7 protein-coding genes and 1 pseudogene are annotated in these 7,513 nt (G+C 72.0%); 6 read left to right on the top strand and 2 right to left on the bottom strand.

Annotation, left to right across the window (positions count from 1 at the left end):
* From BU198_RS06045 to BU198_RS06035, 3 genes are all read left to right on the top strand, one after another.
* Positions 1-481: hypothetical protein (locus BU198_RS06045; protein WP_188295806.1), on the top strand; the 481-nt coding region annotated here is incomplete at its 5' end.
* A 167-nt stretch (positions 482-648) separates the two neighbouring features.
* Complete coding sequence (locus tag BU198_RS06040; RefSeq protein ID WP_188295805.1) at positions 649-2,016, top strand: hypothetical protein; 1,368 nt, start codon at positions 649-651, stop codon at positions 2,014-2,016.
* Positions 2,017-2,071: 55 nt separating this feature from the next.
* Positions 2,072-3,454, top strand: coding sequence for a hypothetical protein (locus BU198_RS06035; protein WP_188295804.1), 1,383 nt, complete (start codon positions 2,072-2,074; stop codon positions 3,452-3,454).
* 306 nt (positions 3,455-3,760) lie between these two features.
* On the opposite strand, the gene BU198_RS43255 is transcribed toward BU198_RS06035, so the two are convergent.
* The gene (locus BU198_RS43255) at positions 3,761-3,883 is read right to left on the bottom strand and encodes a hypothetical protein (protein ID WP_262987005.1); all 123 of its coding nucleotides are present in this window, start codon (positions 3,881-3,883) and stop codon (positions 3,761-3,763) included.
* Between the two features lie 13 nt (positions 3,884-3,896).
* Between BU198_RS43255 and BU198_RS06030 the strand changes: the two genes are divergently transcribed.
* Both BU198_RS06030 and BU198_RS06025 read left to right on the top strand, forming a co-directional pair.
* Entirely contained in the window at positions 3,897-4,883 is a 987-nt protein-coding gene (locus BU198_RS06030; protein WP_188295803.1) for a hypothetical protein, read from the top strand.
* Positions 4,880-6,370: a hypothetical protein gene (locus BU198_RS06025; protein WP_188295802.1), complete on the top strand. Its 1,491-nt coding sequence runs from the start codon at positions 4,880-4,882 to the stop codon at positions 6,368-6,370. The genes BU198_RS06030 and BU198_RS06025 overlap by 4 nt, the downstream gene beginning before the upstream one ends.
* A gap of 137 nt (positions 6,371-6,507) precedes the next feature.
* Here the strand turns inward: BU198_RS06025 and BU198_RS06020 are convergent, their stop codons facing one another.
* Positions 6,508-6,867 carry a hypothetical protein gene (locus BU198_RS06020; RefSeq protein WP_188295801.1) on the bottom strand — a complete coding sequence of 120 codons (360 nt, stop codon included), beginning with the start codon at positions 6,865-6,867 and terminating at the stop codon, positions 6,508-6,510.
* Between the two features lie 79 nt (positions 6,868-6,946).
* Between BU198_RS06020 and BU198_RS06015 the strand changes: the two are divergent.
* A pseudogene (locus BU198_RS06015) lies at positions 6,947-7,513 on the top strand (hypothetical protein); the annotation flags it as partial.

The following is a 7,513-nucleotide window of genomic DNA, read 5'->3' as shown; positions in this document are numbered from 1 at the left end:
GCCCGCCCCGGCCACCGCGCCCTCCAAGGGCGGCGTGACCACCCCGGCCGCCCCGCCCAAGGGGACGGCCGCGGGCCACTCCCCGACCCTGGTGGACGGCAGCACGGCGGAGATCCGCGACCTCGGCAACCAGAACTACAGCGCCAAGATCGTCAACAGCGGCCAGGTCCTCGCCACGCTGGAGACGAAGAACGAGGACGCCGGACTCAACGCCAACGGCATGTTCGTCGTGCTCTCCCTGGACGGCACCATCCACTCCTGGATGGGCGGCTCCCACTCCGGCCCGGGCACCGTCAAGCTGGCGGGCGGCTGGACGGCCAAGGTCACCAAGACCGGCGAACTCCACTACCGCGCCGAGATCCTGGGCATGAACAACGAGGTCTACGGCACGCTGGACGCCGACCAGCACGACTCCGGAGCCGCCGCCAACGGCGTCTACATCGTCCTCTCCGCCGGCGGCGAGATCAGCGCCCACGCCTGACCACCCCGGGCCACCAGCCTCCCCACGGCCACGCCCGCCCCCGCCCCCGCCGAGCACGGGGGCGGCGACCAGCCCCGCCGACCGCCGCCCGACCTGCCGGAGCCGACCGAGAGAGGCGAGGACCGATGCAGCGCGCTGATGCGGAGGGGATGCTGAGGTGGTGCACCGTGCAAGGCTTCCTGGCGGTGAGGGCCGTCGCGCGGTACGGGGTGTTCGAGGCGGAGGCGGTTGTTGCGGGCGTGGCGCCCGGGACGGAGGCGCTGGCGGAGTACCTGGCGGGGGTGGCGGACGTCTGTCGGCGGGTCAGGAACGCGTGGGCGGGTGGGGCCCGGGCGGAGGCGGCTTTGGTGACCGGGTTTCGGGAGACGGACTCGATCGGGCAGCGTTGGCTGCTGGCCACCTGCCGCGAGTACGGAGGAGCGGACGGGCACCGGGCGCTGCTGGCGGCGGCGCGGAGTATGAAGGCGGGCCGCTCGGGCAGGCGTCGGCGTCATGCGGCGTCGGTGCGGTGGTGCGAGGACATGCACGACGCCGGGTTCGCCGACATTCACGAGCTGGTCTCGCGCCACGCGCCGGGCGATCTGCCGGAGGAGACCCGGAGACAGGTCGAGGAGATCGCTGACGCCTGCCACCGGATCCCGTGCCCGGCGGCCATCCTGGCGCCGGCGCGGCCGGTGCTGGCTCCTCGGTGGCTGGCGGAGAGTTGGTTCTCGACGTCGCGGATCGGCCGGTCCTGGGTGCGGGAGCGGTCGGCAGGGTTGCCGTACCGGGTGCCGCGGTCGATCCGGCGGACGCTGGAACTTCCGGAGGACGCGGGCGATCCGTTGAGCCTGGCCGATGCCCGTGAACTGGTGTGGGCGTGCGCGGACGACGGTCTCGGGGAAATCGGAGGCGTGGCCTGGGGGCAGGTGCGCGGTGAGCGGCCGCTGGCGGCGAACGGCTGGCCTGAGGGGGCGGTGGAGTCGGAGTACGTGGTGTCGGTGGTATCGGTCATTTACCGTGTGCGGTTGTTGTGTTCGCGGCGTTCGGCTGGTTCGCGCCTGTCCGAGGTGGAGGTGATGGCGCGGGTGTGGGCGTCGGCGGACGCGTACGGGCGGCACTGGTTGACGCGCCGCTGTCGGATGGCTGTGGGGGGTCGGGCTGCGGGGTCGGTGAGTCGGTTGGCGGAGGAGTACGGGCCGGCGGTGCCGTCGGAGGACGTGTTGACAGCGGCGGGGCGGGGGTCGGTCGCGCAGTGGTGTGAGGACATCGTGCTGGCCGGGTTGGTGGACATCCGGGGTCTTGCCTCGGTCTCGGATGGCCCGGTGGACTGGGAGCGGATCACCGACATCCTCGGGGTTTGCTACGTGGTGCCCTTCCCGCGTCCGGATCGTCGGGCCGTGTCCGTTCTTCGGTATCCGGGGCGGCTTGCGGGTGGTTGGTCCAGGACGACGCCCGCTGGCCGGGCTTGGGCGCGGGAGCGGTCGGCCCGGCTGCCGTACCGGGTGCCGCGGTCGATCCGGCGGACGCTGGAGCTGCCGGACCATGGGGGCTGATCCGATGGACCGGTCCCTGGCTCGCCGGTTGATGGTGGAGTGTGGGAACGGGGGGTTGATCGAGCTGCGTTCGGTGGCCTGGGATTGCCTGCGTGAGGAGGAACCGAGCGCGTCGTCCGACTGGCCCGGTGGTGAGTTGGTGGCGGCTGAGTACGCGGTGTCGGTGGCGTCCGCTGCTCTCCAAGTGCGTTGGCTGTGTTCGCGTCGGTCGGGTCGGTGGCGTCCGTCCGCGCGTGAGGTGCTGGGCCGGGTGTGGGCGTCGGCGGATGAGTACGGGCGGCTCTGGATGGCGCGGTGTTTCCGAAATGCCGGACGGGCAGAGGCGGTTGAGGCTGTCCGGGAGTTGGCGGCGGAGTACGGGCCGTCGGTGCCGACGGTGGATGTGGCGTCCGGCTCGGGGCGGGGGTCGGTCGCGGGGTGGTGTGAGGACATCGTGCTGGCCGGGTTGGCGGACATTCGGGGCCTTGCCTCGGCGTCGGATGGCCCGGTGGACTGGCGGTTGATCGCCGATATCGCGGGCGCCTGCCACCGGATGCCCTTCCAGCCCGCGAACCTGGCTGTGGTTCCGTCGCTTCAGTTTCCACCCGAGATCGCGGATGGTTGGACGAGGGATCGTCCGGCTGGGCGGGCCTGGGTGCGGGAGCGGTCGGCGGGGTTGCCGTACCGGGTGCCGCGTTCGGTGCGGCGGACGCTGGATCAGCCGGAGCCGGCGGATCTGGGTGATCCGTTGAGTCTGGCCGATGCCCGCGCCCTGGTGTGGGCGTGTGCGGACGACGGTCTGATCGAGATCGGATTCGTGGCCTTGGGTCACCTGACCGGTGAGTGGCCGCGCTCGGCGGCCGAGTGGCCCAAGGACCTGGTGGAGTCGGAGTACGTGGTGTCGGTGGCGTCCGTCATTCACCATGTGCGGCTGCTGTGTTCGCGGCGTTCGGCTGGTTCGCGCCTGTCCGAGGTGGAGGTGATGGCGCGGGTGTGGGCGTCGGCGGACGTGTACGGGCGGCACTGGTTGACGCGCCGCTGTCGGATGGCTGTGGGGGGTCGGGCTGCGGGGTCGGTGAGTCGGTTGGCGGAGGAGTACGGGCCGGCGGTGCCGTCGGAGGACGCGTTGACAGCGGCGGGGCGGGGGTCGGTCGTGCGGTGGTGTGAGGACATCGTGCTGGCCGGGTTGGCGGACATGCGTCGTCTCGCGTCGGTGTCGGATGGCCCGGTGGACTGGGAGCGGATCACCGACATCCTCGGGGTTTGCTACGTGGTGCCCTTCCCGCGTCCGAATCGTCCGGCAGTGTCCGCCTGCCGCTATCCGAGGCGGATTGCCGGTGATTGGTCCAAAACAGCGCCTGGCGGCCGGGATTGGGTGCGGGAGCGGTCGGTGGGGTTGCCGTACCGGGTGCCGCGCTCGATCCGGCGGACGCTGGAGGTGCCGGACCGTGAAGGGTGACGCGCTGGACGGGCTATCGCTCTATCGCCTGGTCAGGGAGCTCGGGCGTGAGGGGCCGGTCGAGCTGCGGTCCGTGGCGTGGGACGGGCTGCGCGGTGAGTCTCCGGGTGCGGCGTCCGACTGGCCAGGTGAGCTGGTGGCGGGGGAGTACGCGGCGTCGGTTGCGGCTGTGAGTCACCACGTGTTGGTGCTGTGTTCCCGGTACACGGGGCGTCGGTGTCGGTCCGACCGGGAGTTGCTGGGTCGGGTGTGGGCGGCTGCGGATGAGTACGGGCGGCATTGGATCGCTCGGTGCGCGCGGCGGGCCTATCGGGGTGAGGCGGTCGAGCCGGTGCGGCGGTTGGCGCTGCGGTATCCGGCGTCGATGCATCCGGGGGAGGTGGCGCCGAGGTCGGGGCGGGGGTCGGTGGGGCGCTGGTGCGATGACATCGTGCGGGCCGGGATGGTGGACATCGGGCGGATCGCTTCGGCGCCTGACGGTCCGGTGGACTGGCGGCTGATCGCCGACATCGCGGGGGCCTGTCATCGGATTCCCGGGTTGTTCTCGGACTTCCCGCGGCTGACCGCTTTCCGGTTCGCGGCCCGGATCGCGGATGGTTGGACGAGGGATCGTCCGGCTGGGCGGGTTTGGGTGCGGGAGCGTTCCGCGAAGTTGCCGTACTGGGTGCCGCGTTCGGTGCGGCGGACGCTGGAGCTGCCGGAGCGGGCGGATCTGGGTGATCCGTTGAGCCTGGCCGATGCCCGCGCCCTGGTGAGGGTGTGCGCGGAAGAAGGAGTGGAGCGGGTCGACTCCGTGGCTCGGAGTCAGGTGTCGGGATTCCGGCCGCCTTCGGCGAACCTGTGGCCCGAGAACCTGGTGGAGTCGGAGTACGTGGTGTCGGTGGCGTCCGTCACGCATCAGGTGCGGTTGTTGTGCTCCCGGGGGCCGGGTGGTTCGCGGATGTCCGAGTTCGAGGTGATGGCGCGGGTGTGGGCGTCGGCGGACGAGTACGGGCGGCACTGGCTGACGTTCTGCTGTTGGGAGGCTGCGGGGGGTCTGGCTCCTGGGGCGGTGAGTCGGCTGGCCGAGGAGTACGGTCCGGCGGTGCCGTCGGAGGAGGTGTCGACGGGTCCGGGGCGAAGGCCAGTGGCGCGCTGGTGTGAGGACATCGTGCTGGCCGCGTTGGTGGATGCGCGTCGTCTCGCCTCGGTGGCGGACGGGCCGGTGGAATGGCAGCGGATCGCCGACATCCTGGGCGTCTGTTCCAAGGTGGCCTTCCCTCCGCCGGATCGTCGGGCGCTGACCGCCTTCCGGTATCCGGGGCGCCTTGCCGGCAGGTGGCCCATGACGACGCCCGCCGGCTGGGAATGGGCGCGGGAGCGGTCGGTGGGGTTGCCGTACCGGGTGCCGCGGTCGATCCGGCGGACGCTGGAGAAGACCGGACCGTGAAGACCGTGAAGGGTGACGGGTTGGACGGGTTCTCGGCGTACGTCCTGGTCAGGGAGCTCGGGCGGGAGGGGCCGGTCGAGTTGCGGTCCGTGGCGTGGGACGGGCTGCGCGGCGAGTCGCCTGAGGCGGCGTCCGACTGGGCGGGCGAACTGGTGGCGGGGGAGTACGCGGCGTCGGTTGCGGCTGTGAGTCACCACGTGTTGGTGCTGTGTTCCCGGTACACGGGGCGTCGGTGTCGGTCCGACCGGGAGTTGCTGGGTCGGGTGTGGGCGGCTGCGGATGAGTACGGGCGGCATTGGATCGCTCGGTGCGCGCGGCGGGCCTATCGGGGTGAGGCGGTCGAGCCGGTGCGGCGGTTGGCGCTGCGGTATCCGGCGTCGATGCATCCGGGGGAGGTGGCGCCGAGGTCGGGGCGGGGGTCGGTGGGGCGCTGGTGCGATGACATCGTGCGGGCCGGGATGGTGGACATCGGGCGGATCGCTTCGGCGCCTGACGGTCCGGTGGACTGGCGGCTGATCGCCGACATCGCGGGGGCCTGTCATCGGATTCCCGGGTTGTTCTCGGACTTCCCGCGGCTGACCGCTTTCCGGTTCGCGGCCCGGATCGCGGATGGTTGGACGAGGGATCGTCCGGCTGGGCGGGTTTGGGTGCGGGAGCGTTCCGCGAAGTTGCCGTACCGCGTGCCGCGTTCGGTGCGGAGGACGCTGGAGCTGCCGGAGCCGGCGGATCTGGGTGATCCGTTGAGTCTGGCCGATGCCCGCGCCCTGGTGAGGGTGTGCGCGGAAGAAGGGTTGGGGGAGATCGGCTCCGTGGCCTGGGGGCAGGTGAGGGGCGAGCGGCCGCTGGCGGCAGACCACTGGCCTGACGGGGTGGTGGAGTCGGAGTACGTGGTGTCGGTGGCGTCCGTCACGCATCAGGTGCGGTTGCTGTGCTCAAGGGGGCCGGGTGGTTCGCGGATGTCCGAGTTTGAGGTGATGGCGCGGGTGTGGGCGTCGGCGGACGCGTATGGGCGGCACTGGCTGGCGTTCTGCGGTTGGATGGCTGTGGGAGGGCTGGCTGCGGGGTCGGTGAGTCGGCTGGCGGAGGAGTACGGGCCGGCGGTTCCGTCGGAGGAGGTAGTGACGGGGCCGGGGCGGGGGTCGGTCGTGCGGTGGTGTGAGGACATCGTGCTGGCCGGGTTGGCGGACATGCGTCGTCTCGCCTCGGTGCCGGATGGCCCGGTGGACTGGGAGCGGATCACCGACATCCTCGGCGTTTGCTACGTGGTGCCGTTCCCGCGTCCGGACCGTCGAGCCGTGTCCGTTCTTCGGTATCCGGGGCGGATTGCGGGTGGCTGGTCCAGGACGACGCCCGCTGGCTGGGAATGGGCGCGGGAGCGGTCGGCTGGGTTGCCGTACCGGGTGCCGCGCTCGATCCGGCGGGCGCTGGAGAAGGCCGGGCCCGAGGACGGCGGCCAGGAGGACGGGACGCCCGCGCGTTCCGGATGACCGCCCGGGAGTTGACGGCCGCCTGAGCGGCGCGTGGGCACGTGGACGTGCCGGAGGGCGGAACCACCGAGCCGCTCGGTGATACCGCCCTCAGCCGACGCTCGGCGCTCTTCACACAGGGACGTCGAGGTCAGGTCTCAGCGGACCTCGGCCACCAGGGGCCCGTACCGCGCCTTGATGTCCGCCTCCGCCGTCTGCCACTGCGGGGTCTCGACCACCACGCCGGCGCCGTTGGGGGCGATCGTCAGCCCGTTGATCGCCACGCCCTTGGCCTGCCATTCCGTGGTGTCCGCCTTGATCCGGTCCACGAGTGCCCGGAGCTGGTTATCGGAGGCCTGCACGTCGGCGAACGTCACCTTCAGCAGGGGCCAGCCGGCCGCCATGCGGGTCACGGTGGCGTCCAGGTCGCTGCCGGGGACCCGCATCACATAGACCGTGTTCGTGCGGGCGGAGACGCAGACGCCGGAGTAGTGGTCGGGGTAGTTCGTCATCGCCATGCCCCCGATGGACCGGCCCGCTCCCATCAGATCGGCCTGCGGATTTTCCGAGGACGAGGCCGACGGCGAGAGCTCGTGCGTGGGCCGGTTCGAGGACGAGCCCGAGGACGAGCCCGAGGACGAGCCCGAGGACGAGCCCGAGGACGTGGGCCCGTTCGACGACGAGCCCGAGGACGTGGGCCAGGAGGAGGACGAGCCCGAGAACAGCGGCAGGCCCGACGGGACGCCGGTTGACGAGGGGGAACCGGAGGACAACGGGTCAGGCGTCGGGACTCCGGACGAGGCCGAGTCCGACGAAGCCTCGCCCGATGGCGGCATCCCCGACGAGGACCCCCCAGCGGCATCCTCGACGAAGCCCCCCCCGACGAGACTCCCCCCCGACGAGGACCCCCCCGACGAGGACCCCCCCGGCGAAGGCTGGGTGACCACGCGCGAGTGCCAGCCCGGCGTCCCCATCGACGAGGGCCCCTGCTCACAACCCCAGATCACGACCGTCGGTCCAGGACCGGTCGCCCCCGGGGTCGGACTCGGCAGACCCATGCCCACCCCCGCCGCTCCCGTACGCCCCGGCCCGGCGCCGCTGCCGACCTGGGTCAGCAGGCCCGCCCCGACGGCCAGCACCGCCACCGCCGTCGCCCCCCGTACG

Source organism: Streptomyces sp. CBMA156, assembly GCF_014596515.1.
In the GTDB taxonomy this organism is placed as follows: domain Bacteria; phylum Actinomycetota; class Actinomycetes; order Streptomycetales; family Streptomycetaceae; genus Kitasatospora.
This window is presented reverse-complemented; position numbering and strand designations above follow the sequence as displayed.

Bases quoted from the DNA above. Each gene is read 5' to 3' on its own strand.
- BU198_RS43255 (WP_262987005.1), bottom strand. From the start codon at position 3,883: ATGTCATCGCACCAGCGCCCCACCGACCCCCGCCCCGACCTCGGCGCC.
- BU198_RS06030 (WP_188295803.1), top strand. From the start codon at position 3,897: ATGGTGGACATCGGGCGGATCGCTTCGGCGCCTGACGGTCCGGTGGAC.
- BU198_RS06020 (WP_188295801.1), bottom strand. From the start codon at position 6,867: ATGGCGATGACGAACTACCCCGACCACTACTCCGGCGTCTGCGTCTCC.